This window comes from Woronichinia naegeliana WA131 (assembly GCA_025370055.1).
Lineage (GTDB): Bacteria > Cyanobacteriota > Cyanobacteriia > Cyanobacteriales > Microcystaceae > Woronichinia > Woronichinia naegeliana.
This window is the reverse complement of the sequence record CP073041.1, coordinates 472468-494952: the sequence shown is the minus strand read 5'-3', so window position 1 is coordinate 494952 and position 22485 is coordinate 472468. Positions and strand designations below refer to the sequence as shown.

Here is a 22485-nt window from a genome sequence, read left to right as displayed (position 1 = left end):
TTATCAAATTGAACAAATTATTGAAATTCTTCGAGGCGAGAACTTGTTATGAATGACATGATGCAGTATAAAGATTATATCGGCTCTGTTCACTATAGCGATGAAGATCAAATCTTCTATGGTAAAGTAGAATATATCCGTAGCTTGATTAGTTTTGAAGGTGAGAATGTTGTTGATTTAAGGGCTAATTTTGAGGAAGCGATTGATGATTATTTAGCCCTGTGTCAGCAGAAAGATATTGAACCTGAAAAACCTTTTAAGGATAGTTTTAATGTGCGAGTAGGTAGTCAAATTCATCGGTAATGAGTTCCATTCCTTCGTGTTTTAATCGTTAACGGGCGATCGCTTTTCTTTTTTATAAGAGGCGATGATCGGTGATTTCATGTCATACTGTAACTGCAAATAGCATTTTTTAGAATTCAGCCTTGTCAACCGTTATCAGGAGGAGATGTGAGTCGTAAAGAAAAGTTGATCAAACGTTTTCTCAGTTGTCCGAAAGATTTTACCTGGGAAGAGTTGGTTAGCTTATTAATGGGGTTTGGTTTTCAGGAAGCTAATACAGGAAAAACTGGCGGTTCTCGACGACGTTTTATCAATGAGACTCAAGTTGTAATTACCTTGCATAAGCCCCATCCTCAAAATATTTTAAAACGTTATCAAATTGAACAAATTATTGAAATCCTTCGAGGCGAGGAATTGTTATGAATGACATGATACAGTACAAAGATTATGTCGGCTCTGTTCACTATAGTGATGATGATCAAATTTTCTATGGTAAAGTCGAATATATCCGTAGTTTGATTAGTTTTGAAGGTGAAAATGTTGTTAATTTAAGGGCTAATTTTGAGGAAGCGATTGATGATTATTTATCCCTGTGTCAGCAGAAAGATATTGAACCAGAAAAACCTTTTAAGGATAGTTTTAATGGGCGAGTAGGTAGCCAAATTAATCGATAATGAGTCCCGTTCCTTAGTGTTTTAATCATTAACGGGCGATCGCTTTTCTTTTTTAAAGGAGGCGATCGCATTAATAAATTGGTGGATCGTCTCTTAACCTTTTTGATCTTTCTAATCGCTTTGATGTTTCTTTGAGCCGCGCAAAACTTTCTTGACGCGATCGCTCGATTATGAGTGTTTGTAAAATGGGTTCGAGAATACGTTTGGCATCTTGATAACCTCGTTTTTGCAAAAGTTGAATGCGTTCGGGACTGAAATCTAGCATCGTAGTTAGGTCTCTGACAATCGGTATGTTGTCAAAATTATTGATTGTTTCCGTTGGGCGAATTTCAATTATTGTTTGGTTTGGGAAATCATGACGATTCCAAAGTTCACCGTTTCCTAAATGAATGACGATCGCATGGGTACAACCGCGATTTTCTAGGGCTTTGAGGGGGACGTTATCACCTAGCCAACCATCTACATAATGCTTGTTATCAATCTTGCGCGATTTAAAGGCTAAGGGAATCGCGGCACTGGCGAGTAAGGTTTGATAAATTTCTTCATCGGTTTCGGCTGATTGGACGTGGATATATTCGGCGGATTGCCCAAGATTGGAGGTTATGACATTGCCAATGGTGGGGACGATCTGACCTGCTTTGTGTGAGGATGGTAGAAAATTGTGGGCTGAGGGAAAGGCGGCTACCCAGAGTTCAATTCCTTTTCGCAGTTGTTCGGCATTGACTGCATAGTGTAAAAATTGATCCAGTGGTTTAGAGTCGCACAATGATGCGTCTTCCCCTGAAAGATGTAAATATTGTGCCAAGGATTGCAGTGGATATTTGATTAACTGCCACTTGATAATGTTGGCTTCACCGAGTTCTTTCCAGAGTTGCCAGAGGCGATCGCCTGATTGTTTAAATGATGTGTTAGAGGCAAGGATCGCACCATTAAGCGCACCAATGCTCGTGCCAGCTATAATATGGGGGGAAAAGTCAATTTCTGCTAAATATTTGACCACGCCTGATTGGTACGCGCCTTTAGCCCCGCCACCTGCTAATACTAATCCGATTTTGGTTTCTTTCATGTAATAACAATTATTAATCTATTAATTTTATGGTGAATATAACATATCCCAAGTATAAAATCGGTAAACATTAGGTAATAATCATGAATAGAGAGTATTTAATTAACTTCCTGAAAAAAAACTTAACCACAATTAAAAGCTATGGTGTAATTTCCTTAGCTTTATTTGGTTCTTATGCAAGAGATGAAGCAAAAAATAATAGTGATCTTGATTTACTGGTAGAATTTCAAGGAAAAGTCACTTTTGATCAATATATGGACTTAAAATTTTTCTTGGAAGATAATTTATCTTTATCTGTTGATTTAGTTACTAAAAAAATGTTGAAACCTCAAATTATTAGTTCTGTAGAAAAGGACGCTATTTATGTCGCGTAGCTTAAAACTTTATTGTGATGATATTTTAATGAGTTGTGGTAAAGTTCTCCGTTATACTCAAGGATTAGATGATAATAGTTTTTTTGCTGATGAATTAAGATTTGATGCGGTAATTAGAAATTTATTAGTGATTGGGGAAGCGGTTAAACAAATCCCTCCAGAAATAAGAAATGAATATCCACATATTAAATGGCGCAAAATTGCTGGATTGAGAGATATTTTAGTTCATGCTTATTTTTCCTTGGAAGATGAGATTATTTGGGATATTATTCAAACTAAAATTAGTCCTCTGAAATCAGCAATTTTGATTATTATTTCCCAAGAATTTTAAGTTGGTAAATAAAAAATTACTAACGGTTATTGATTCACTGCGATCGCTTGTTGCCAACTGGTGACAATATCTTCTTTTTTGATTCCTGCTTCGATGAGGGCATCAACTAATCCTTCTTCAAAGTTGTCTTCTTCGATGATGATTTGGCGATCGCAGTTATCTTTTTCGATTAGTCGCGCATGAAACAGGATGCTATCCATCCAACACTGTTTATCCCGACCTGTGGCAAGAATTAGAAAATGTCCAGACTCAGCATCACAAACTGGATAAAGTTTGATTGCTTGCAGACTCGGTTGATCAATGGTGGCAGCATTCACTGTTTTTTTGATTATTTCAGCATAGTTTAGTGAGTTATCCATATTTTCCTATGATTACACTAATGTTATCGAGTTTAATCTATCGCTGGCCGTTTCGTTGACAATGCGTTCCACAAATTCTCTTTTGCTAGTGGCGGGATAAATCCTAGTATTAGGAGAGTTACGGCATAATTCAAAGGCGGCTTTGGCTGGGTCTTGATGCTGTTGTTGTTGGGCTAGTTCTAGGGCTTTGCCGAGGGTGAATAAATAGGGCGTTTTCGCTATTCTTTGTTCGAAAATAGATTCAACTTCTAGCAAATAACCCGCAAGTTCTCGATTTTCTGGGGATGTTTTGTTATAGGAAAGGTTGAGAAGTTCGATTAATGAAAAATAGTTGTCGGGGATTGTTTTGTCGGCGGCAAGTATTTGGTCAATGATACTTTGACGCAGTTGTTTGTCTTTATCTTTGGTGATTAATCTTTCGTAATCACTGAGGGCATAATCTACTATTTCACGGGTGACAAAGGCAACTTGAATCGCCCAATGAAAGTCTTTATATGTCCGTTCTGAGTGCCAGGCGGCGATCGCGTTAATGATTTTAATTTCAACGTCTTTTCTATCAGCCCGTTGCTCTAAACTCAGAATCCGATGGTCGTGATTTTCAACTCTGGATTGTAGTTGATTGACCATCTCTTTGAGTAAATTAATTTCCTCTCGATGGTTACGGATTACTTGACGAGTTTCTATTAATTTGTCTTCAATCTCTATTAAGTCTTCTTCGATCTCTGCTAATCTTTCTTCAATGTTGACAATTGCGTTATTACTAACGTTCAAATTATTAGAAATATCTAACACCCAACTGCACAGAGATTGCATTGCTACATTGACATTTTTATCTGTAGCAATTTGACGTTTTCGATCTGCTCCTGTAAGGTTATCTAAAAACTGTCCAAATAATCCTCGCTTTTGGCGAAAACTAATTAGATTATCATTGACTTGGATTGAATTGACCAAATCTACGAGTATTTTATCAGTAATAATAGGAATCTCATGCTCCTTTCTTTGAAAATCGTTAAAGTAAATAAGTGACATTTTTGTTTTTTATAGCAGTTTTCAGTTTAGTGAGGTATGAGGTAAGGCTTATGGTGTAAGCATTACAGAGCTTATAATATACCTCATCATAATGAAAAACGCTATAATTTAATGTTGTTTGATGTATTCTTGTTGATATTTTAAGTCTATTTCCAAATTAGCAATTTTATCTAAAAGTCGCTTGTACTGACTTACAGTGATTGTATAGTCATTCTGAATTTTTTTGTTTGTCTGAATTGTGGACTGCAAACTCATCTCATATTCTTGAAAAAGGCTCACTCTCTGTTGAGTAAAAGTATCAATATCTTTAGTTAAACTCCGTTCTATGGTACTAATTGCATCCTGTCCAATTTGCTGAAAAATTTCAAGTGTATTGTTACAATCCGAGAGCAAGTTATTTACATACGCGAATTTAGTGCCAATACCTGAACCATATAAGCGAACTTGATTCAGTTTCAATCGTGATGTTAATTTTTCATAGGATATAATATTCTTTCCATATGTGTCTGAAGCTACATCACACCGCACTATTTTGTGATTATGGAATCTTTTTTGTACATCGCTAAGGACTAACTCATCTTGCCCTGAGTAATTGTTATTTATTCGCTCAATAATCTGCTTTACCATATTAAGTAAGTTATTTGTTAATTGATTGCAATAACATTCAGTAATTGCGGAATAGTTAGTTTGGAATACGGATAACTCCTTATCCAATTCTTTATTGTGATGATCTATAACCATTGACTCTGTCAAAATACCAACAGGCATAAGTGAAAAAGTCGCAATCCCATTCGCAGTACTCCAATTCTTGAGATTATTCGCAATCTGTGTTGCCTTTGCTATTAAAATATATGCAAGAGAGGAAATTTCTGTATGCAATTTATGACTCTCTTTTTCAAGAATAACATTTAGTTCTCTTAAGCTTAATATTTGATGTTTTTTTAATTCAAAAATATTTGTAATGTGTGAATTTATCGCTATAATTTCTATTTCTAATTGATTAATCTCAATCTCTAGACGTTGAATATCTCGCTCAAGTATTTCCTTGTACTTCTTGAGACAAGATGAAAAAGAAGTAAATCTATCATTATTTTCATTTAACGTACTCTTGATAGTAATCATACTAGGTACTAAAGGAGTAATAGCCTTCTCCATAAAATCAGCAAATCCAGACTTTTGCCAATACTTATTAGCGACTTTATCCATTTCTGATAAAGAAATATCCTCTTTTCGGTCTTCCCAAGAATCGTTATAATACTTTTGTCCAAGAACTTCAAAACTCTTGCTGTTCCGTAATTCTGTTGACTGATAAATCTCTTTCTCACGCTGAAAATTAGTAGCTAAAAATCCTTTAATAGCCGACATTTCAAAAACTCGATTTTGAGGATCATCAATTTCATATTTAGTTTTAACCAAATTTAAAATTTGTTGAGTAGTTAAATCTTCAGGATTATTAGGATCACGAGCATCAATTTTATTGACGATGATATAAATGCGATCGCGTCCCTTAACCACAGCAATTTCGTCCACCAATTTCTTAACTTTTGCTGGATCTGTTTGTCCAATTTTCGTATAGTCCACCACCACCAAAACCAGAGAACTCGCCTTAAGTCTATCTTTGACAACATTCACTAAATCTAAAGACTTATCCTCGCTAGGCCCTGGGGTATCCACTAGCACCAAAGTCCCTAAACCCGAATCTTTTAAAGGTGATAATAATGACGGAAAAGGAACTTCAATACGCGGAATTTGAGACAAAGAAGACAAAAATTCTGTAGATATACCAAAAATACCGCACAACCGTAGAAGATCATTAATCTTGGTTAATTCAACTTGAATACCATTTGATTCCACTACTTCAGATTGAAAAGAAACAGAACTACTGTTCAAAATTTCTTTAATTGCATTCTCGCGGGGAAAATCATTTTTAGTAGCCAGTTTAATAGCTTCATCTAAACCAATCCGTTGCAATTTTTCATGTAAGTGTCGCCAAGCCTCTCGCAAAAGCGTCATCAAAGCCTTATCCAGAATCAGCTTAGGACAAGTTACCTCATGGGAAAAAACAATCTCAGTGGGTAAAACCGTCATCGCATCATTACGACTAGGCAGTAAATCCTGACCAGCGATCGCATTAATAACCGTAGATTTACCCGCACTAGTTGGCGCAACAATCGTCATCGTCAATTCGCCGAGCTTTACCCTTTTCAGACTCTCATTGACGAGCCTTAGATTTTCGTTAATAGCCTGAATTTCAGCATCCAACCGATGATCACTCTGATTTTCAACCAACAACCGATCATGATCCCTCAGTAGCGCAACACCCTCATTCATCGCATCCCTAACATAGGTAATCACCGCGATCGCTGACTCGCGTAGGGCATCTAGATCAGGTTGGAGAGTGCTGTTGGACATAAACAAACGGGGGATCGGTTTGAGAGATTATAACACTGAAATTAGATGTGAGTGAGAAATTGACTTAGTGATTATTGAGATTTGTTAACTTAGCCAATTAAAAATCTGATTTGCGGTTAACTTAAGCTGACTTTCTAAAAACTCAGGTACAAGCAAAATTTCATCACCACTACTGTTAATCGTTATCTCTATCGGTTGGCGATCGCGCTGAAACAATAATAGCGATCGCTCCTTCGGAAATAGCAACCATCCTATTTCTGTCCCCTGCTTGAGACAATGCAAAATATTACTGATCACCCGCATCGGTGCTTGGTCAGGCGACAAAATTTCAATCACCCAATCTGGACAGATCAGAAATACGTTCTCAATTTCACCTTCTACATTAATTGGTAATCTCTCCCATCGAAACACCGCCACATCCGGCACAATTGAGCGACTTCCAAAAGTACAGCGTAATTCGGGAAAAGCCAACGCAATCTGAGCCTCTTCCGCCACAATATTTACCGCATTACAGAGCCTCAACTGCAGTCGTGAATGTTGACCCTGGGGCATAGGTTTCTGATAAATATAACCATCAATAAATTCATTAGCAGGTTTCGTTTCTGGCTGCTGCAAAAAACGATCAAGCGTAGTTATCGGAATATCTTGGGTCGTAAGGATCATCGTAATAGAACATTAAAACTTGATGAAGTTAAAATAACACGGCATCGCAATTACCAATGGTCAGCATAACTATGCCCACAGCCCGAATTTTGACAAGTGCTGGCATTACCTTGATATTGTTGGCAATAACAACCACTATAAGAACACTTGCCGTAACCACAACGCACCTTTTCCATGAGTGTCTTTTGTAGAAAACCCTTAAAGGCTAAAGACTTTTGACGATCAAGTGATGATTTTCGTGCAGTGACTTGTTTCCTGTTTGTCATGGTCTTGTTCTCTATCTAGTTGGTTATCTGCAAGATAAAGCTATAATACACCAAAATTTGAGTTTTGACCCTCCTTAGCAGGGCGATCGCCTATCCTGTCAGATTAGCTTAACCATTGGTTTCATTCCTTAGCGTTTTAATAGTTAAGGGGTGATCGCTTTTCTTTTGTATAGGGAGCGATCGCATTAATAAATGGGTGGATCGTCTCTTAATCTTTTTGATCTTTCTAATCGCTTTGATGTTTCCCTGAGTCGAGCAAAACTGTCTTGACGCGATCGCTCGCTGATGAGTAAGTAAGTGGGCTTAATTAATTGTTAGATGGTGGAACAGGCTTCTAGCCTGTGAACGGGCAGGATGCCCATCCCACGTTTTATATTTAATTGCAACCAGCTACTTATTTGTAAAATGGGTTCGAGAATAGTTAGAAAAACCATAGACAAATATCTCAGGTCTTACTTTGCAAGTGTAACCCTGACTGGGTGAACTACAACATCCTCTATCCTATTGCCAAAAGCGTTTGGGACTGCTTTGCGAATAATATTGAGAGAGAGATTAAGATAAAAGTTACTGCCTTGGTTCTGTTATTTTTTAACGTATGACAACCTCTCCTCTCAGTTGGACTGAACTAGAAGCTCTCGCCGACCGGCCCGTTGATCGCATTAATGGACTCACCAATGCCCAAGCCCAGTTACGTTTATTTGGTCATGCGGAAGCAGACGTGCGGGTTATACTCTATCGAGATCACCATGCCTGGTGTCCCTATTGCCAAAAAGTCTGGCTCTGGTTAGAAGAAAAACAAATTCCTTACCGAATCGCCAAAGTAACCATGTTTTGTTACGGCGAAAAGGAGAGTTGGTATCAGCGAAAAGTCCCGTCTGGAATGCTACCAGCCCTTGAATTAGATGGACGAATTATTACCGAAAGCGATGATATTTTATTGGCTCTAGAACGAGAATTCCAGCCCTTGGTTTGGAGTATGGAAGACGCGACCGTGATTCCTCTACGACGACTAGAGCGGCTATTATTTCGCGCCTGGTATTCTTGGCTTTGTTATCCTCGGCGATCGCCCCGCGATGATCAATTCCATCAGGAAAAATTTACCAGTGTCGTGGCTCAAGTAGAAGCGGCCTTAGCCGCCACCCCCGGCCCCTACTTTTTATCAGAGTTCAGCACCGTTGATGTGATCTTCACTCCCTACGTCGAACGGATGAATGCTAGTCTTTTTTACTATAAAGGCTATTCTTTACGGGAAGAAAATCCCCGTCTATCGGCCTGGTTTGACGCAATGGAAAGCCGTCCGACCTATCGCGGCACTCAGAGTGATTTTTCTACCCATGTCCATGATTTACCGCCTCAAATGGGTGGCTGTTACGACAATGAAAACCCCCAGCGTTTAATTAATCAAAGCAAAGTGGATAATGGCCCTTGGTTTGGACTACCTGATGTCACCTATCCCGAACCTGAAAATTCCCGTCAGGAAGCTTTGCAACGAGTGATTAAACACCGTCGGAATCTGATTCGCGTTAACCCTGCCGAAGATAGCCTTTTTGAGGAAGCGTTGCGCTGTGCTTTAACCCATTTGATCACTGGAGAAGTTTGTTTACCGCCCCCTGGCTCTGATTCCGCCCTTCGTTATTTACGCGATCGCATTTGTGTCCCTAGGGATATGTCGATTTATGCAGCAAAACGATTGAGAGAATCCCTGGAATTTACCGCCGCTTTGGTCGGCAATGAGCCAGGTGCTCCGATTCTCTTAAAACATCGACGGGATCAAGATCCAGCCAATTTTGCCAAAGTTTAGGTCACTCCATCGGTCTGTTCGTGAGGACAAGTTACTAAGCTTGGTTGCTGATGTGTTAGGTGATTATGCTAGGGAAATACGGTTAAACCCTTTATTTTTCGCTTATTTTCTATTAATAAAAAAGGACATAATACAATTATGTCCCTACAAATTATTTTAATTTAATCCGATAAACGCGATCGCCAATTATTTTGGTAGGGGCGCATGGCGTGCCATTGGTGTCAACTTAAGCCAAAATGCCTACTCACAAAAGATTAGCCTAAAAGCAGGCGGAAGTAAGAGTAGGCTGAAAAAAAGGTTAGTATATAAAAAAGTGAGCAAAAAACAAATGGCAAGACAACATCCTCGGAGAAAAGGAAACCCAGACTTACGTCGTAAGACAAATCAGCCAGGGGTAGAAATCCCTGAAATAACAAAAGAGTTGTTTGAATTACTAGAACCCACAATGTTTACACCATTAAAATATTTACAGGGAACTCATGAGAAAATGATGAGAGATAGGGTATTAAATTTACCAGTAATGGTGGCATTAGTGTTAAGTATAGTGTATCGTCAAATAGCGGGTATAAGTGAAGCGGTAAGACTGTTAGAGGAAGAGGGATTGCTATGGGTAGCATCATTAAAAGTAAGCAAACAGGCAGTATCAAAAAGAATGATGAATGTGCCAGCCGAAATATTTGCAATATTACTAAAAGGAGTGTTAGAAAAAGCAGCCGAAAAAGGGAAGAAGCTCCAAGTAGGAGAAAAATGGGAAAAAATAAGAGAAAAGTTTAGTGCAGTGTGGATAGCAGATGGCTCAACGCTAGAGCAGATAAGGAAAAATATGAAAATAAGTAAAGAAGAAAAGAGTAAATTGGGGGGTAAAATAATGATGGTAGTGGAAGCCTTTACCCAAAGACCCGTTACTTTATGGTACACAGAAAATGATAAATCAAATGATAAAATATGGTGTGAAGAATTGGCAGCTAAATTACCAGAAAATGGTTTAATTCTTGTAGATATGGGATTTTTTAGCTTTGTGTGGTTTGATTTGTTAACAGAAGCTAAAAAGTTTTTTCTAACCAGATTTAGAGCGGGTACATCTTACAAAACCAAACAAGTATTGTCTCAAGGTAGTCATTACAGAGATGAGATTATCATTATGGGAAATTACCGTTCTAATCCTTGCAAGCATCCGGTGAGATTAGTCTCAGTATTATGGGGAACAATCTGGTATCAGTATTTAACAAATGTGTTGTCTCCCGAACAACTGTCCGCCGAAGAGGTCTGTGATTTATATCGAAGACGATGGACAATCGAAGAAGCCTTTTTATTAACGAAAAGACTTTTAGGACTAGCCTATTTATGGGTAGGGAATAAGAATGGTGTCCAAATCCAGATTATTTGCACTTTGATTTTCTATACGGTCTTAAATCAATTGGTAGGGGAAGTGGCGATTGCTCTAAATCAACCGAAAGAAAAAATCTCAGTAGAGATGGTGTTTCGGAGTCTATACTATGTAGCGAAGGCTATTGCTAGAGGAGAAAAGCCTGATACAGTAACCTATCTGGCTGAACGTGCTAAGTTATTTGGTTTGGTCAAAGCTGAGAGAAAGCGACATCGAGAAAAGGCCGCTCTCAATCAACAAATTTGGGAACCCATTCCTTTAAGTTGACACGGATGATGGCGTGCGCCCAGAGGTTAATTATTTCCAATTAATCCGATAAACGCGATCGGTAGGGATTTTTGGAGAAGAGGAGAGGGGGAGGAAGAGGAGACTGGGAGATTTTAAAAAGGGTATTAAGCGATCGCAAAAAATAATTAATCGCCATTCGCCCTGTCATCAAGTCACCCCGTCCCCTTACGTTTCCAATTAATCCGATAAACGCGATCGCAGTAAAGTCTTTTTGTGAACAAGAGCGATCGCCATTTGCCCCTACGTTTCCCACTAATCTGATTATTTACAGGTAGAATTAATCAGAGTTTTGACCGATGATAATTTGAAGAGTAGCGACAACTTGATCAACAAAAGATTGAGGTAAATTTTCTCCTGTACTTATCCACCACCGTTGATTTAAGTCGAGGGTACGAATTTGTTCGGCAATGACGGAGCCACTAATTTTAAAGCCTTCAGGAATGGGAATTAGGGTCTTTATCTCCGGTTTTAGGGTGTGGGTAATTGGGGAAACAATGACAATTCCTCCTCTTGTTTGATTAAATTGGGTACGACTAAGCACAAGGCAGGGGCGAGCTTCTCCTGTTTGTTCTCGTCCTTGGGTTGGGTTGAGGTTTATGCGGATAATTTCGCCGCGTTGGGGTTGCATCTATTTTTCTACGCTTACAAAATTTCCTGTCCGATCGCCGCACTATGGGTGAAGTTTTGTACGTCATCAGGATAGGTAAAATCGGGAGGAATACTGGCGAGAAGTTGTTCTAGGGTCACAGAGTTTGTTTTTTTACGGATGATTAGAGCATCTTGCATTTCTTCTATTTCCAGGGTAGAGTTTTCATCCCAGCCAAAATTTTTAGTCAGTTGATGGGGGATGCGTAAGCCCAAGCTATTGCCCCATTTTTTGAGTTGAATATCCATTGCGATCGCTTGCCAAATTATACTTTGTATAATGACACTGTTGAATGAGGATGTCAACGTCTTTTTTGTGATTTTTAATTTTCGCTTATTTTCTATTAATAAAAAAGGACATAACACTGTTATGTCCCTACAATTTATTTTAATTTAATCCGATAAACGCGATCACCGATTATTTGGATACACCCAAAAATTAACGGTTTCCAATTAATCCGATAAATGCGATCTCCGATTATTTGGGTAGGGGCGCATGGCGTGCGCCAAGAAGTTAATTGAAACGCGATCGGTAGGGCTTTTTGGAGAAGAGGAGAGGGAGGAAGAGGAGACTGGGAGATTTTTAAAAGGGTTTTAAGGGATCACAAAAAATAATTAATCGCCATTCGCCCTGTCACCAAGTCACCCCGTCCCCTTACGTTTCCAACTAATCCGATTTAAGGCGATCGGTAGGGTTACTGTCAATTAAACGACATTCAAAAAATTGAGATTGACAGCGAGTTTCCAACTAATCCGATTTAACCCAATCGGTAGGGATTTTGGAGACTGGGAGAGGGGGAGACTGGGAGATTTTAAAAAGGGTGTTAAGCGATCGCAAAAAATAATTAATCGCCATTCGCCCCGTCCCCAAGTCACCCCGTCCCCTTGCGTTTCCAACTAATCCGATTTAAACCTATCGGTAAGGAATAGTTCAGGTTGAACCCTCAGATGTCGTATTTAATGTCGAGTTTCCAACTAATCCGATTTAAACCTATCGGTAAGGATTTTTGAGACTGGGAGAGGGGGAGACTGGGAGATTTTAAAAAGGGTGTTAAGCGATCGAAAATAATAATTGATCACTGATCGCCCCGTCCCCAAGTCACCCCGTCCCCTTGCGTTTCCAACTAATCCGATTTAACCCAATCGGTAGGGAATCCTCGAGCAGGTTCGTAACTTTCTGCTACTTCTGTTTCCAACTAATCCGATTTAACCCAATCGGTAGGGAATGGTGGCGTACCAAGATAAGGAGGGAAATTGTATGATGTTTCCAACTAATCCGATTTAACCCAATCGGTAGGGGTCGCTTTGTTCACGAACAGGTATATTGGGCTATTACACTGTTTCCAACTAATCCGATTTAACCCAATCGGTAGGGAGTCGCTTCTTAGAAGTCCTGTCCAGAGCAGCTTAGAGATAGCCAATTCGACGTATGTGACAATTGTACTGTCATTTTACCTCCTAAAATCTGTCAAAACAGAAAAAAGTGAGTTCCAGAACCCTTACACCGTCAGCATTCGACACATCTCAACGAGAGATCAAGGCTTTCAGCGATCAGGCGAGGTGCGTCGAAACGAGAGAGAAGAACAGCCCTAGTAAACACGCTCCAACCTTAGAAAATATAGGCATTTGGAGGCGGTTCGGGGGGAGGACTGCCAATCACCAGTACCCTAGAAACGGCTTCTTGCGAAATCCAATAGAATCTTACACTGTCTTCCTGAGGTTTGACCTGTTTGTTAACCTTTTGAAACAAAGCCCGCATCTCATCCAAGCGACATAAAACACTCAAATGCTGACCCATTCTCTCCCCTTTTTAAGCTGTCGCGTACACACAAGTTTTTGGTTTTCTATTTAACTTTCTCTAGTCCCTAAATTCCCCAATGCTGGGGGAATGTGAACGGCGAAAGACACCGATTTCCTGCCAACTTTAGGGGGCTGGGTGGCAAAATTGAGGTTTAGATCAAGATGTGTGTACACAGTAGCCTTTTTAAGGGGGACAGGGGGAGATCAATGCCCCGTAAAGGTTTCAGCAACCTTGCATAACAGATCGCTGTTTAAGACAGCAAGGTTTAGTCCCAGAATAGCGTCAATATGAGCTACTTCGACCTAAACAAGATTGTACGGTTTGGGGATTAGGTTTATGGCTCCACATCGTGGAATAATTCAGCTAAGTAGGATAAGATAAAATCCTGAATTTTTTTTGGTGCTTAACACTGGCCCAACCAGGACGATCATCTTAATCAGAATTTTCTGTCTCACTCTTGGAACTATCAAAAAAATCATGCCAATAATTTGGGTAAATGAGCAACTTGACCCCAGTGGAATTGTCTATTCCTGTATTGCTTGTCTAGATGAAAGAGCGGCCCAGGATTGTCATCAATCTTGGCTTAATAATTTAACCGAGGATCAGAAAAATCAAGGTTGGACAGCCCATCTAAGAAAAGTTGACTCATGGGATGAAGTTCCTGTCAATGCCTTGAAACTAAGTTACTAACTTGATTCGGTTCTTGACTCACAAAAGCTTATTAAAAGGTGGTTGGGCTAATTTTTCTAATCCTAAAAATAAAGCTGCAATGCTTCCTGCTACCTGAATTTCTCCTGTGAGAATTTTAGTTTTTACCTCTGGTAAGGGAATTAAGACAACCTCGATCGCCTCGGTAATATCCCATTCCTGCTGGCCCGTTGGCTCCACATTAGGAGCGAGAAAAAGATGGAGTCGGGTTTTATCTTTAACCGGATTATCGTAAATCTGGGCTAAGGGAATTAGTTCTGAAGCTACATAACCCGTTTCCTCTCTCAATTCGCGTTGGGCAGCAGCTATACTGGTTTCTGTTTGAGGCTCAAAACTACCAGCCGGTAATTCTAGTAAAATCTCTTCCACACCATGACGATATTGACGGACAAAGATCACATCTTGATTAACCGTAAGGGGAAAAACCAGAACAATCTCAGGACGTAAATTAACAAAATAATCTTCAATAATCGTCCCATTCGGTAACAAAACTCGATCCTGTTTGACCCGACACCAGGGATTATCTAAAACAAGGGTAGAGTCCAAAATTTGCCATTTTTGTACTTGATGCTCGATCATAAAGGCTGCTGGTATGTCAATGTTTAAAAATTTTGGTTTTTGCCTGATCTGAACAGGGGAATGGGTTGAATCCGATGGGAGCCTTGACTTCCCTAAGTTTACCGAACTCTGTAAAATTAGAGCTTTCATACTTTATGTTAGCGGTTGGACGAACCAATTATTAGCCAACGGAGGCTTTCCAAATTATGCAAGGCGTATTAAAAATTGGGGAACGTGTTATCCAAGATAACGAATTTTATCCTCTTCTCGCTCAGTATCAACTCTTGCCCCGATTAGCGAGGGAAATGATTGTGGATGAGGCGATCGCTGATATTGACTGTACACCGGAGGAACAGGAACAATCCCTAGCTCATTTTTATCAACAATATCAAATTACGAATGAGGAACAACTGCAAGCCTGGCTCACCCAAGCCGGAATGACCCAGGAGCAGCTCAACAAGTTTGTCACTAGGGAAATCAAGCTAGAAAAATTTAAACAAAATAAATGGACTCACCAGTTAGAATCCTACTTTCTAGAATGTAAAGGCCAACTGGATCGGGTCGTTTATTCCCTTATTCGTACCAAAGAAGCCGGAATTGCCCAGGAACTCTATTTTCGGATTCAGGAAGGGGAAAGTCAATTGGCCGATCTAGCGCGGGAATTTTCGGAAGGGGGAGAAGCTCAAACCGGAGGACTGATCGGCCCGGTGGAATTAAATGTACCTCATCCTCGCATTGTGCAATTATTAACAACACTTCCCGCTGGTCAACTCTCACCTCCGACCATGATTGGGGAATGGTGGATCATTTTACGGCTAGAAAAATATTTAGCGAGTCAGTTAGACGATACCCTGCGCCAACGGTTACGCAATGACCTCTTTCAAAAATGGTTGAGTAATCAGTTACAACAACGGGTCAGTTATTAATCCGGGGAGTCCAGATATGCTCTAATAGCCACAAGTTTAGTGACCAATTATCAAAACGGGGAAGTTAGCAAAATGCGGGCAGTTATCTGTGGTTACTATGGTCAGGGTAATGCTGGTGATGAAGCTCTGTTGGTTTCATTGCTGCAAATGTTACCCCCCCAGGTTGAAGCGATCGCCCTTTCAGCCAATCCCCAGGAAACCCAAAAACATTATGGCGTGAAGAGTTGCCCCAACCGTTCCTGGTCAGAAATTTTTCAAGTTCTGCGTCAAGCCGATGTCTTTATCTGGGGGGGCGGTAGTTTAATGCAGGATGTCACCAGTTTAGGCAGTCCGCTCTACTATGGTGGCTTGATGTTACTCGCTCAATTATTGGGTTTAAAAACCGTTGCCTGGGCCCAGGGGATTGGCCCCCTCAATCATCCTCTCACCCGTTGGTTAACCCGAACCGTTTTAAGGCGTTGCAGTGCGGTTAGCGTCAGGGATCAAGCTTCTCAAGATTTGTTAAAGACCTGGCAAGTATCGGCCCTATTGGCTCCTGATCCCGTTTGGTTATTACAAGGACAATTGCCTCAAAACTTAGTCACACTTGCTCCGCCGAGAGTAGCAGTGAATTTGCGTCGTCATCCCCAATTAACACCGGCACGTTTAGAACTTTTGACCCAAGCTCTAATTGATTTTCAACAGATAACCCAGGCGAATTTGCTCTTGATTCCTTTTCAGACTTCTCAAGATTTAGCCATTGCAGACGCGATCGCTGCCCGACTGACGGGAAATTATCAAATCCTGCAACGGGACGATCCCAGAGAATTAAAAGCCATTTTCCGAGAAGTGAGTTTAACCATTGGGATGCGGTTACATAGCCTGATTATGGCTGCCTCTGAAGGTAGTCGTTGTTTTGCCCTTAGTTATGATCCCAAGGTGAGTCGCTTAATGGCAGAGGTCAATCTTCGTGGTTGGGAATTAGAGCATTTACCCCAGGATGTCGATCAAATTAGTCAAGCCTGGCAAGATTGTTATACGAATAGTCAACCTCTTAGCTCGGAACAACGTCACGCTCTGAAGGAGCAAACCCGACAACATCAAGCACTACTCAAACAGGTTTTTGAGGGCTTGGATGATCGGCTCTAAGTCTCAGCCAGCCTTAGTTAGGGATTCTTGGTAAATTGTACTTCAATAAAATAGGTTTTGCCGATATAGGAAGTGGCCGGATAAAAGACCGTTAACTTAGTGAGATTTTTGAGTTGTGGATAGGTCGATAAATTAACAGTACTTTGTACCCTTGCCCGGATGGTAATGGGAACCGTCTGGATTGAGCCATCCGGATGATAGGCAATTAGATTATAGGTTAGGGGCACTGTTGTTTGCGATCGCGAAGACAAACCAAAGATTTTAAAACCTGTGACATCAAACGTCTTACCCAGTTGGAGTTGTTGTGGCACAGTGAAGTCCACGCCGAATCCGTTGGCAACCGTGAGGCGATCGGTGGGGTTGACCCAGACATCCCAACCATTAGGAGTCCCATAGGATTGATGGCCAATAGCATAGGCATTAAGTCCGGTTGGATCTGTCACCGTACAGCCAGGGCATCCCGTCACCATCAAAGTGGGATTAGAATAGGTAGCCACATCGGCTCGAACGGATGATACACCCGACAAAAATAGCCAGGCAGCAGTGGCGAGAAGTCTTTTCATACGCCTTTCCCCCTCTCAAGAAGAATTTAAACCTTCCCCTCCTCACTGAAGGTTAGCTAGAAAAAGTAAAGAATTCGGGTAGCTTGGCAATTATTTCCCTTTTCAATTTTCAATTATTCAATTAATCGTTAAGATGCTTTAATCCACATTAAAGGTTGACCATATTCAACGGGTTCGCCATTAGCTACGGCAATTTCCATAATTTGCCCCGCAATCTCGGTCTCAATTTCGTTCATTAACTTCATGGCTTCGATGATACAGACTGCCTGACCTTTACGAACATTATCACCTAACTCCACAAAAGGGGATTCGGCAGGAGCGGGGGCGCGATAAAAAGTTCCCACCATCGGCGAGGTAACGGCTGTCCATTTTTGATCGAGCGGTGAAGGTAGAGGGGCTTCTGGAGATGGCGAAGGGGGAGGTGAGATTAACGGCGGTGTCACTGCTGGCGGGGGAGTAAGCACACTAGGGTGAGAGACGGTTAAGGTTTCTGCCATAACAGTAGGTTCACTTTTTCTCACAGATAGTTCAAAATCATCTGTCTTTAGGTTTAGTTCCGTAATGCCAGTTTGAGCGATCGCACTCAAAAGTTCACGGAGTTCAGAAAAATTAATTGACACGAATCACCCCTCCAGGGACTATCCATAACAAAAGCCAGCAACCCATCCTGAATCGATGTTTGCCTATTCACGACCGAGGTAAGAACCATCTCTGGTATCAACTTTAATCCGTTCACCAATGGAGATGAAAAGCGGAACCATGACCTGAGCACCAGTTTCGACGATCGCGGGTTTTGTACCACCTGTGGCCGTATCCCCTTTAACCCCTGGATCAGTATCGGTTATTTCCAGGATAACGGAGGTGGGTAGCTCCACATCTAGAACTTTACCGTCCCAGAATAAAATATTGACTTCCATCTCTTCTTTGAGAAATTTAACGCGATCACCAATCTGCTTGGCATCAAGACGGGCTTCTTCAAAGGTTTCCACATCCATAAAGACGAATTGATCCCCATCTTTATAGGTATGTTGCATGGTTAATTTTTCAATATTGGCCTGGGGAACGCTCTCCCCTGCTCGGAAAGTTTTTTCAATAACGTTCCCAGTTTGGGCATTTTTGAGTTTGGTGCGGACAAAGGCTGAGCCTTTACCGGGTTTGACGTGTAGGAACTCGATGACCCGCCAAACTGAGCCATCTAGTACGATTGTTACACCACTCCGAAAATCATTGCTCGAAATCATGAAATGCGATGCAGCCTTTAAAGTTCACAGAATATTTTACTGGGGATGGGGGTCGCAGAAATGGGAAAATTTAAAGATTCTCTCTTCATTTTAGACTTTGAGACAATAAAATTATGGAAATGCTAAGGAAAAATTTAGAGATTATGGCTAAGAATTGGCTAAAAATAGGGATTATGACTGTTTTAATCAGTGTTTGGTCATTATCTCTGGCCACTGCTGTTTGGAGCGTGGATCTCACCTCGCCGATGCTTCTGGGTTTCCTCGCTCAGGGGAATGCCATTACCGACCCCAATGCAATTCTGCGCTACGCTCTACCAATTGAAAATCCCACTGTTCGTAAGATTCAGGCTTCTTTGGAGGATATTGCCTATCAATTGCGGAGTAAACGTTGGTCAGCGATCGCCAAAGATATCAAGGATGCCAATTATGAGTTAAATTTACGGTCAGCTAAAATTTTGGTCTCGATCCCAGCAGACCGTCACAACCAGGCCGAAGTGTTACTGGCGAGTATTAAGGATCAGGTCGGGCAATTACAGGAGGCTGTCGCGGCTAAAGATAAAGAGCAGGTAGCCAAATTACGAGATGTCGCCCTGGAGGAAATTGGTAACTTGGAAATGCTCATGGTACAGGGCTTTCCCTACGAAGTCCCGGCGGATTATGTCAACCTCCCTCAATTGAAGGGTCGAGCCACCGTCGCAATGGAAACCACTCAAGGCCCCCTAACCATTATTGTGGATGGTTATAGTGCGCCAGTCAGTGGCGGGAATTTTATTGATTTAGTTCAACGAGGCTTTTATGATGGCCTCCCCTTTATCCAAACAGAAGATAATTTTGTCGTTCAAACCGGTGATCCTGATGGCCCAGAGGTGGGCTTTATTGATCCCCAAACGAAAGCCTATCGGGCTATTCCTCTAGAAGTGTTAGTGAAAAGCGAACCCCTACCCATTTATGAAATGACCTTAGAAGACGCGGGTTTATATTTACCAGAATTAGCTCTACCCTTTAATGCCTTTGGTGCAGTCGCTCTGGCTCGCCCTGATCAAGATCCCAATGGGGGTTCATCCCAGTTCTTTTTCTTCAAATTTGATAGTGAATTAACGCCTCCTGGATTTAACCTCATGGATGGTCGTTATTCTGTTTTTGGTTATGTGGTTAAAGGCAAGGAAACATTAGAGAAATTGTCAGAAAAAGACAAGGTTATTTCCGCCAAAGTGATCGCTGGATCGGAAAACTTAGTTCAACCTCAAGCTTAATTCAGCCCTTTGATGTGTTGTTAAAGGTGGGTTTAGGCCTGCCTTTTTTTGTCTTTAGGGGAAATGGCGCGAAATCGATTGGTTTTATCCCTGACTTTTTTTGACTGTTGCCACTCTAACCTGACGGCTCAATCGGTTTTATAATGCAAATTAGTTTCATCCCCTGTCGAATCTATGGATTTACTGCGATCGCTGCCGATCGGACTCTATCTAGAAAAACCGATTACCTGGTTGCATCGTCTAGATCCGAGGGTTAAGTTAGCTTGGTTAATGACTTTTTTGATCGCACCCCTGTTGGCCAATCCTATCTGGCGAGTCGGGCTGACCTTATTATTGGTACTGATCAACTTTTCGGCAGGTATTCCTTGGCGGGCTTGGAAACAGCAAATCGGCTGGTTATTTTTTATCTGTGGCATGGTTTTTATCCTAACCACCTTTAGTCCCGATGGTTTTGCGATGACCTCCCAAGCTCGTTTACCCGATGCGGCTAGTTTGCCCCCTGTTTCGGATTACCACTATGTTTTGTTTGAAAAGGGCCGATTTTTAGTGACGCGGCGATCGCTGGAATTGGGTATTCGCACTAGCACCCTGGTTTTTACTCTCATTTACAGTACTAATTTATTTTTACTGACCACAGCACCAGAGGAAATCACCTGCGCTCTAGAAGAATTAATGCAGCCCTTAGAGCGTTTTAATTTACCGATCACAGAAATTTCCCTGACCTTAACCCTGGCTTTGCGGTTTATTCCCTTAGTGTTGGAAGAAATTCAAAACTTGATCCGTTCCATTCGGACTAGGGCTATTAACTGGAAACAATTGGGGCTGAAACGTAGTTTTCGGATTTGGATTTTGGTGATTGAACGTTTGTTGGAAAATTTACTGTTGCGGGCTGAACAAATTGCGATCGCCATGGAAGTGCGAGGTTTTACGACTCCTGAGCAACATCGAGTCCAGTGGCACCAACTCAAATTTTTACGCTGGGATTGGTTGGCCCTCGCGGCATTACTTCCTTTCTGGTTCGCTAGGGTTCTGATCGGAGGCAGTCCCTAAATATGACGGAGTTTCCTTGGCACTGGCGGTCTGTTCCCCTACAAGAGCGCAAAGCCTCCCAAATTTTTGCCCAACTGTTTGGCCGCGATGCCATTGCCACCTTATTGGAAAGTCCCTATCCGACTCCCCTGGACTATCCTTATCTAGCCAGGTATTCCCTTTGTGCTGGGCCACCTCGACGCATAGCTGGTCAACTGCAACTCTGGACACCGCCCATTGGCTCCATTTTTCCGCAATTAAAACAATTTCTCTGTGCCCCCAATCTCCATCCTTCCACCCCCTCCCATCTTCCCTTTCAAGGCGGTTGGTTAGGTTGGTTAGGTTATGATGCGGCCTGGGAAATTGAGACTCTCCCCTATCAAAAAGCTGATCAGCTTCCCTTTCCCGTTGCCTATTGGTACGAACCTGAAAATTTTGCGGTGCTAGATCATCAAGAACAAATTCTTTGGTTAGCAACCACTAATCCTCAGGATGGCGATCGCCTGATTGAGCAATTAAATCATTTTTCTCATTCAACACAAAATTCCCCCCCATCAGAAAATACTGATTCTCCCAAAATTTCGGCTCCTTTAGTTTTTGAAACTGAGCAAAGTCAATACGAAGCAATGGTCTTACGGGCTAAGGAATATATTCGTCAAGGTGATATTTTTCAAGCCAATCTTTCCCTCCGTTTTCATACCCAAATTACCGCCGACAGTTGGCAAGTTTATCAACGCCTACAGCAGATTAATCCTTCTCCTTTTGCCAGTTATTGGCGATCGCCCTGGGGTGAAGTGGTCAGTTGTTCCCCAGAAAGATTAGTGCAATTAACAGGCAAACAGGCCCAAACCCGACCGATCGCCGGTACTCGTCCGAGGGGAATGTCGCCCCAGGAAGAGGCCAGACTTTGCCAAGAATTACGCAGCAATTTGAAAGAAAGGGCAGAGCATATCATGTTGGTTGATCTAGAACGCAATGATCTTGGACGGGTCTGTGTTTGGGGAACAGTGAAGGTAGATGAACTTTTAGCCATTGAACGCTATAGCCATGTGATCCATTTGGTTAGTAATGTCAGTGGAACCTTGCAACCGAATCAGGATGGTGTCGATTTGCTCCGCGCTCTTTTTCCTGGTGGTACAATTACAGGCTGTCCCAAGGTACGCTGTTTGGAAATCATTGAGGAACTAGAACCGGTACGACGTAGTTTATTCTATGGTTCCTGTGGTTATCTCGATCAACGAGGTAATTTAGATCTCAATATTCTCATTCGGACGCTGTTATTCACCGATACCCAAATCATTGGACAAGTGGGCGCAGGCATTGTGGCAGATAGTGAGCCAACCCAGGAATGGCAAGAATCTTTACAAAAAGCCAAGGCTCAATGGTCGGCGTTGTAGTTGCATAATGGTGAGAATATCGGTTTGCTGATCGTATTTGATTTTCATTTTTAACTCATGGTAAATTTTCAATAAAGTTCATTTGCCCCATTTCGACACTTATGCTATCTAGGCGATCACTTCCTAATTGATAGGATAAAATTTCTACACCAATCGGTTCATCGGTGGTGGAGTCTTTGATGAGAATTACACCATTATCGAGTTCGGTACAAATCTGATTTTTCCGAGAACTTTGCCAGAAAAGGGTTAAAAGTTCAGTTTCGGGTTCATAGTAAACTTTTATCTGTGCCATTATTTTTGTTGT

25 protein-coding genes and 1 CRISPR repeat array are annotated in these 22485 nt (G+C 41.4%); of the genes, 13 read left to right on the top strand and 12 right to left on the bottom strand.

Annotated features, from left to right (window positions below; translation table 11 throughout):
• Window positions 1-48 precede the first annotated feature (48 nt).
• From KA717_02615 to KA717_02605, 3 genes are all read left to right on the top strand, one after another.
• Window positions 49-303: a type II toxin-antitoxin system HicB family antitoxin gene (locus tag KA717_02615; GenBank protein UXE61845.1), complete on the top strand. Its 255-nt coding sequence runs from the start codon at window positions 49-51 to the stop codon at window positions 301-303.
• Window positions 304-450: 147 nt separating this feature from the next.
• On the top strand, window positions 451-705 hold the full coding sequence (locus KA717_02610; GenBank protein ID UXE61844.1) for a type II toxin-antitoxin system HicA family toxin: 255 nt from the start codon (window positions 451-453) through the stop codon (window positions 703-705).
• Window positions 702-956 (top strand): type II toxin-antitoxin system HicB family antitoxin, encoded by a 255-nt coding sequence (locus KA717_02605; protein ID UXE61843.1) that lies wholly within the window; start codon window positions 702-704, stop codon window positions 954-956. The genes KA717_02610 and KA717_02605 overlap by 4 nt, the downstream gene beginning before the upstream one ends.
• A 70-nt stretch (window positions 957-1026) precedes the next feature.
• Here KA717_02605 and KA717_02600 read toward each other — a convergent pair whose 3' ends face one another.
• On the bottom strand, window positions 1027-2022 hold the full coding sequence (locus tag KA717_02600) for a patatin-like phospholipase family protein (protein ID UXE61842.1): 996 nt from the start codon (window positions 2020-2022) through the stop codon (window positions 1027-1029).
• 83 nt (window positions 2023-2105) lie between these two features.
• Here KA717_02600 and KA717_02595 point away from each other — a divergent pair, with 83 nt between their 5' ends.
• Both KA717_02595 and KA717_02590 read left to right on the top strand, forming a co-directional pair.
• Window positions 2106-2396, top strand: coding sequence for a nucleotidyltransferase family protein (locus tag KA717_02595; GenBank protein UXE61841.1), 291 nt, complete (start codon window positions 2106-2108; stop codon window positions 2394-2396).
• A complete protein-coding gene (locus tag KA717_02590; protein UXE61840.1) occupies window positions 2386-2727 on the top strand; it encodes a DUF86 domain-containing protein in 342 nt (113 codons plus the stop codon). Before KA717_02595 ends, KA717_02590 begins: the two co-directional genes overlap by 11 nt.
• A 26-nt stretch (window positions 2728-2753) precedes the next feature.
• Here the strand turns inward: KA717_02590 and KA717_02585 are convergent, their stop codons facing one another.
• From KA717_02585 to KA717_02570, 4 genes are all read right to left on the bottom strand, one after another.
• Window positions 2754-3086: a XisI protein gene (locus KA717_02585; GenBank protein ID UXE61839.1), complete on the bottom strand. Its 333-nt coding sequence runs from the start codon at window positions 3084-3086 to the stop codon at window positions 2754-2756.
• 12 nt (window positions 3087-3098) lie between these two features.
• On the bottom strand, window positions 3099-4115 hold the full coding sequence (locus tag KA717_02580; GenBank protein UXE61838.1) for a YjcZ-like family protein: 1017 nt from the start codon (window positions 4113-4115) through the stop codon (window positions 3099-3101).
• A 108-nt stretch (window positions 4116-4223) separates the two neighbouring features.
• On the bottom strand, window positions 4224-6446 hold the full coding sequence (locus KA717_02575; protein ID UXE61837.1) for a dynamin family protein: 2223 nt from the start codon (window positions 6444-6446) through the stop codon (window positions 4224-4226).
• Between the two features lie 165 nt (window positions 6447-6611).
• On the bottom strand, window positions 6612-7190 hold the full coding sequence (locus KA717_02570; protein UXE61836.1) for a Uma2 family endonuclease: 579 nt from the start codon (window positions 7188-7190) through the stop codon (window positions 6612-6614).
• A gap of 861 nt (window positions 7191-8051) precedes the next feature.
• Here KA717_02570 and KA717_02565 point away from each other — a divergent pair.
• Window positions 8052-9257 carry a glutathione S-transferase family protein gene (locus tag KA717_02565; protein UXE61835.1) on the top strand — a complete coding sequence of 402 codons (1206 nt, stop codon included), beginning with the start codon at window positions 8052-8054 and terminating at the stop codon, window positions 9255-9257.
• A gap of 328 nt (window positions 9258-9585) precedes the next feature.
• Complete coding sequence (locus tag KA717_02560; protein ID UXE64533.1) at window positions 9586-10911, top strand: IS4 family transposase; 1326 nt, start codon at window positions 9586-9588, stop codon at window positions 10909-10911.
• Window positions 10912-11209: 298 nt separating this feature from the next.
• Here the strand turns inward: KA717_02560 and KA717_02555 are convergent, their stop codons facing one another.
• On the bottom strand, window positions 11210-11560 hold the full coding sequence (locus KA717_02555) for a type II toxin-antitoxin system PemK/MazF family toxin (GenBank protein ID UXE61834.1): 351 nt from the start codon (window positions 11558-11560) through the stop codon (window positions 11210-11212).
• A 14-nt stretch (window positions 11561-11574) separates the two neighbouring features.
• Window positions 11575-11826 carry an AbrB/MazE/SpoVT family DNA-binding domain-containing protein gene (locus KA717_02550; GenBank protein UXE61833.1) on the bottom strand — a complete coding sequence of 84 codons (252 nt, stop codon included), beginning with the start codon at window positions 11824-11826 and terminating at the stop codon, window positions 11575-11577.
• Window positions 11827-12692: 866 nt separating this feature from the next.
• Window positions 12693-12953: a CRISPR direct-repeat array (repeat unit 39 nt; unit sequence CTGTTTCCAACTAATCCGATTTAACCCAATCGGTAGGGA).
• Window positions 12954-13855: 902 nt separating this feature from the next.
• Between KA717_02550 and KA717_02545 the strand changes: the two genes are divergently transcribed.
• On the top strand, window positions 13856-14068 hold the full coding sequence (locus KA717_02545; protein UXE61832.1) for a glycogen debranching protein: 213 nt from the start codon (window positions 13856-13858) through the stop codon (window positions 14066-14068).
• A gap of 18 nt (window positions 14069-14086) precedes the next feature.
• Here KA717_02545 and KA717_02540 read toward each other — a convergent pair whose 3' ends face one another.
• Window positions 14087-14665, bottom strand: a complete 579-nt coding sequence (locus KA717_02540; GenBank protein ID UXE61831.1) for an NUDIX hydrolase — start codon at window positions 14663-14665, stop codon at window positions 14087-14089.
• Between the two features lie 185 nt (window positions 14666-14850).
• Between KA717_02540 and KA717_02535 the strand changes: the two genes are divergently transcribed.
• Together KA717_02535 and csaB are read left to right on the top strand one after the other, a co-directional pair.
• Entirely contained in the window at window positions 14851-15570 is a 720-nt protein-coding gene (locus KA717_02535) for a peptidylprolyl isomerase (GenBank protein UXE61830.1), read from the top strand.
• Between the two features lie 72 nt (window positions 15571-15642).
• Window positions 15643-16698 (top strand): polysaccharide pyruvyl transferase CsaB, encoded by a 1056-nt coding sequence (csaB, locus tag KA717_02530; protein UXE64532.1) that lies wholly within the window; start codon window positions 15643-15645, stop codon window positions 16696-16698.
• Between the two features lie 17 nt (window positions 16699-16715).
• Here the strand turns inward: csaB and KA717_02525 are convergent, their stop codons facing one another.
• The 3 genes from KA717_02525 to efp form a co-directional block, all read right to left on the bottom strand.
• Window positions 16716-17261, bottom strand: a complete 546-nt coding sequence (locus KA717_02525; GenBank protein UXE61829.1) for a hypothetical protein — start codon at window positions 17259-17261, stop codon at window positions 16716-16718.
• 128 nt (window positions 17262-17389) lie between these two features.
• Window positions 17390-17881, bottom strand: a complete 492-nt coding sequence (gene accB / locus KA717_02520; GenBank protein UXE61828.1) for an acetyl-CoA carboxylase biotin carboxyl carrier protein — start codon at window positions 17879-17881, stop codon at window positions 17390-17392.
• 63 nt (window positions 17882-17944) lie between these two features.
• A complete protein-coding gene (gene efp / locus KA717_02515; GenBank protein UXE61827.1) occupies window positions 17945-18502 on the bottom strand; it encodes an elongation factor P in 558 nt (185 codons plus the stop codon).
• A 113-nt stretch (window positions 18503-18615) separates the two neighbouring features.
• Between efp and KA717_02510 the strand changes: the two genes are divergently transcribed.
• From KA717_02510 to KA717_02500, 3 genes are all read left to right on the top strand, one after another.
• Window positions 18616-19755: a peptidylprolyl isomerase gene (locus KA717_02510; GenBank protein ID UXE61826.1), complete on the top strand. Its 1140-nt coding sequence runs from the start codon at window positions 18616-18618 to the stop codon at window positions 19753-19755.
• A gap of 174 nt (window positions 19756-19929) precedes the next feature.
• Window positions 19930-20805, top strand: coding sequence for a CbiQ family ECF transporter T component (locus tag KA717_02505; protein UXE61825.1), 876 nt, complete (start codon window positions 19930-19932; stop codon window positions 20803-20805).
• Between the two features lie 2 nt (window positions 20806-20807).
• Window positions 20808-22181, top strand: coding sequence for an anthranilate synthase component I (locus KA717_02500; GenBank protein ID UXE61824.1), 1374 nt, complete (start codon window positions 20808-20810; stop codon window positions 22179-22181).
• 55 nt (window positions 22182-22236) lie between these two features.
• Here the strand turns inward: KA717_02500 and KA717_02495 are convergent, their stop codons facing one another.
• Window positions 22237-22473 carry a hypothetical protein gene (locus tag KA717_02495; GenBank protein ID UXE61823.1) on the bottom strand — a complete coding sequence of 79 codons (237 nt, stop codon included), beginning with the start codon at window positions 22471-22473 and terminating at the stop codon, window positions 22237-22239.
• Window positions 22474-22485: the final 12 nt, after the last annotated feature.

What these genes read in the sequence shown, in the direction of transcription:
- KA717_02615 (UXE61845.1), top strand. Translation starts at nt 49, where the DNA reads ATGAATGACATGATGCAGTATAAAGATTATATCGGCTCTGTTCACTAT.
- KA717_02605 (UXE61843.1), top strand. Translation starts at nt 702, where the DNA reads ATGAATGACATGATACAGTACAAAGATTATGTCGGCTCTGTTCACTAT.
- KA717_02600 (UXE61842.1), bottom strand. Translation starts at nt 2,022, where the DNA reads ATGAAAGAAACCAAAATCGGATTAGTATTAGCAGGTGGCGGGGCTAAA.
- KA717_02595 (UXE61841.1), top strand. Translation starts at nt 2,106, where the DNA reads ATGAATAGAGAGTATTTAATTAACTTCCTGAAAAAAAACTTAACCACA.
- KA717_02590 (UXE61840.1), top strand. Translation starts at nt 2,386, where the DNA reads ATGTCGCGTAGCTTAAAACTTTATTGTGATGATATTTTAATGAGTTGT.
- KA717_02585 (UXE61839.1), bottom strand. Translation starts at nt 3,086, where the DNA reads ATGGATAACTCACTAAACTATGCTGAAATAATCAAAAAAACAGTGAAT.
- KA717_02580 (UXE61838.1), bottom strand. Translation starts at nt 4,115, where the DNA reads ATGTCACTTATTTACTTTAACGATTTTCAAAGAAAGGAGCATGAGATT.
- KA717_02575 (UXE61837.1), bottom strand. Translation starts at nt 6,446, where the DNA reads ATGAATGAGGGTGTTGCGCTACTGAGGGATCATGATCGGTTGTTGGTT.
- KA717_02570 (UXE61836.1), bottom strand. Translation starts at nt 7,190, where the DNA reads ATGATCCTTACGACCCAAGATATTCCGATAACTACGCTTGATCGTTTT.
- KA717_02565 (UXE61835.1), top strand. Translation starts at nt 8,052, where the DNA reads ATGACAACCTCTCCTCTCAGTTGGACTGAACTAGAAGCTCTCGCCGAC.
- KA717_02560 (UXE64533.1), top strand. Translation starts at nt 9,586, where the DNA reads ATGGCAAGACAACATCCTCGGAGAAAAGGAAACCCAGACTTACGTCGT.
- KA717_02555 (UXE61834.1), bottom strand. Translation starts at nt 11,560, where the DNA reads ATGCAACCCCAACGCGGCGAAATTATCCGCATAAACCTCAACCCAACC.
- KA717_02550 (UXE61833.1), bottom strand. Translation starts at nt 11,826, where the DNA reads ATGGATATTCAACTCAAAAAATGGGGCAATAGCTTGGGCTTACGCATC.
- KA717_02545 (UXE61832.1), top strand. Translation starts at nt 13,856, where the DNA reads ATGCCAATAATTTGGGTAAATGAGCAACTTGACCCCAGTGGAATTGTC.
- KA717_02540 (UXE61831.1), bottom strand. Translation starts at nt 14,665, where the DNA reads ATGATCGAGCATCAAGTACAAAAATGGCAAATTTTGGACTCTACCCTT.
- KA717_02535 (UXE61830.1), top strand. Translation starts at nt 14,851, where the DNA reads ATGCAAGGCGTATTAAAAATTGGGGAACGTGTTATCCAAGATAACGAA.
- csaB (UXE64532.1), top strand. Translation starts at nt 15,643, where the DNA reads ATGCGGGCAGTTATCTGTGGTTACTATGGTCAGGGTAATGCTGGTGAT.
- KA717_02525 (UXE61829.1), bottom strand. Translation starts at nt 17,261, where the DNA reads ATGAAAAGACTTCTCGCCACTGCTGCCTGGCTATTTTTGTCGGGTGTA.
- efp (UXE61827.1), bottom strand. Translation starts at nt 18,502, where the DNA reads ATGATTTCGAGCAATGATTTTCGGAGTGGTGTAACAATCGTACTAGAT.
- KA717_02510 (UXE61826.1), top strand. Translation starts at nt 18,616, where the DNA reads ATGGAAATGCTAAGGAAAAATTTAGAGATTATGGCTAAGAATTGGCTA.
- KA717_02505 (UXE61825.1), top strand. Translation starts at nt 19,930, where the DNA reads ATGGATTTACTGCGATCGCTGCCGATCGGACTCTATCTAGAAAAACCG.
- KA717_02500 (UXE61824.1), top strand. Translation starts at nt 20,808, where the DNA reads ATGACGGAGTTTCCTTGGCACTGGCGGTCTGTTCCCCTACAAGAGCGC.
- KA717_02495 (UXE61823.1), bottom strand. Translation starts at nt 22,473, where the DNA reads ATGGCACAGATAAAAGTTTACTATGAACCCGAAACTGAACTTTTAACC.